The sequence below is a fragment of the Streptomyces sp. SID3212 genome (genome assembly GCF_009865405.1).
GTDB lineage: Bacteria > Actinomycetota > Actinomycetes > Streptomycetales > Streptomycetaceae > Streptomyces.
Map to the genome: position 1 here is coordinate 1 of NZ_WWJY01000560.1, position 2,075 is coordinate 2,075.

At 72.8% G+C, this 2,075-nt stretch carries 1 protein-coding gene; it reads right to left on the reverse strand.

The window, feature by feature from the left end:
- Positions 1–85 precede the first annotated feature (85 nt).
- The coding region (locus GT042_RS16935) for a PA14 domain-containing protein (protein WP_161309554.1) at positions 86–2,075 on the reverse strand (1,990 nt) is incomplete at its 5' end.

The following is a 2,075-nucleotide window of genomic DNA, read 5'->3' on the forward strand; positions in this document are numbered from 1 at the left end:
CAAGCCCGTCCGGCGATTGAGGACAATCAGTAAGCCGAGTCCGCGCACCGGGCAGACGCCACAAACAAGCCCGACCGCCACGCGGTCAGACACGGTCCTGGAACACACACGCCCAGGCATGCGTGCCCACCACACCGCCCCCGGCCCCCACCGCCTCCAGCACATAGAAGTACGTCGCCCCCCGCACCGCCGCCCCGTCGGCGTACGCCCGCGTCCCCGCCCCCAACAGCCCCGCATGCAGCGGCTCGTACGCCTTCGTCGACGCGTTCCACCGGCTGATCCGGTAGCCCGCGACCGTGTCGCACTCGGGTGCCTTGTCGCAGCGCCAGTTGATGGAGGGGCCGTCCTCGTCGGGGCCGATGACCGTTCCGTACCCCATGTTGCCGAGGGCCCAGTCCCGCGTGACCGGCACGGACGGCCGGACGTCCAGTTCGGTGGCCTCGACGACCGGGACCCTCGGGTCGCCCGCCGGCAGGGCGTTGCTCCAGCGGTCCTTGGCGACGACCGCGTACACGTACGTCTCACCGTCCGGCAGGTCACCGCAGAGGACCGCGAGCGGGTCGCTCGCGCCCTCGCGGCAGGAGGCGGAGCCGAGCCACTTGACCGTGCCGTCCGGCTGCCGGGTGCCGGTCCTGGCGAGGTAGCCGTCGACGTCGTCCTCGGTCGAGGCCGTCCAGGTCAGCAGCACGCCGTCGGCGCGCGGGGTGGCCTTCAGGCCGGTGACCGGGCCGGGCGCGACGCGGTCGCCGGTGCGGACGACGTGCGGGGCGGACAGCGCCGACTCGTTGCCGGCCGGGTCCACCGCCGCGATCGCGTACGTCACGTACGTGCCCGCCGGCATGTCCAGGTCGTGGCAGATGCCACCGGTGGCGGTCTCGTCGCTCTCCTCGCGGGGGCAGGTCACGCGGGTGAGCGCGGCCGGGTCGAGGGTCTTGCCGGGCGAGCGGTAGACGCGGTACGTCCCGCCGTTGTCGAAGTCCTCGTAGAAGCCGTCGGGTTGCTTCCAGTACACGTCCGTGGAGCCGATGCGGGCGACGGAGCCGAGGGAGACCGGGGACTTCGGCGGCGTCCGGTCGACGCCGTCGCCGGTGACGGCGGTGTACGCGGAGGGGTTGCCGAGCGCGTCCAGGGCGCGGATCCGGTAGTACCGGACGGTGTTCACGGGCGCGTCGGTACGGTACGACGTCGAGGTCGTCGTACCCAGCAGCTCGAACGGGCCGGTCGCCGCGGCGGAGGCGTACACCTCGTACGCCGTCGCGTCGGCGCTCCCCTGCCAGGCCAGGGTGGCCCACCAGGCGTCGCCGGTGACCGTGGGACGGGTCGGCGCCGCCGGTCCCGTACGGTCCACGGTCGCGGCGGTGACGTCCGGGCTGCCGGCGGACTCGTGGCCCGCCTTGTCGACGGCACGGACCTCGTACAGGAAGCTCTGGCCCGTGGCGGGCGTCGCGTCCGCGAAAGTGGCGGAGGTGAGCAGCGACGAACCGCCGGCCCTCGCCCACTGCGTGGTGCCGGAGCCGCTCAGGCGGCGGTACACGCGGTAACCCGCGAGGTCCATCTCCTTGTTCGCAGACCAGCGCAGTGTGGTCTTCGAGGTGTTCCGGTCGTACGTGGCGGTGAGCCCGGCCGGGGCGAGCGGCTTGACCTTGTCGACGGTGCTCTCGGTGCGCGGGGCGTACGTGAAGGCGGCGTTGGCGGTGCCGGTCCAGGCGACGTAGTCCACGCGGAGCGTGTGCTTGCCCGCCGGGACGGTCAGGTCGACGGTCTTGCGGACGGTGGCGGAGACGTTCTTCCACAGGTCGACCTTCCGCACGCCGTCGACATAGACGCGCATGCCGTCCTGCGTGGCCGCGGAGAGCCGGAAGGGGCCGCCGGAGCCGAAGTCCCGGGTGAGGGACCAGCGGACGGAGAAGTTGTCCTTGGGCAGCGTGACCCCGGCCGGGTCGCCGGACCCGTAGTTCTCGGCGACGGCGGAGTCGCAGGCGGTCAGCTTCGGCGTACCGGTGAAGGTGGTGTTGCCGAAGTACTGCGCCTTCCAGACGGGGGAGGCGCAGGTGACGGCCGCGGCGGCGGGGGCG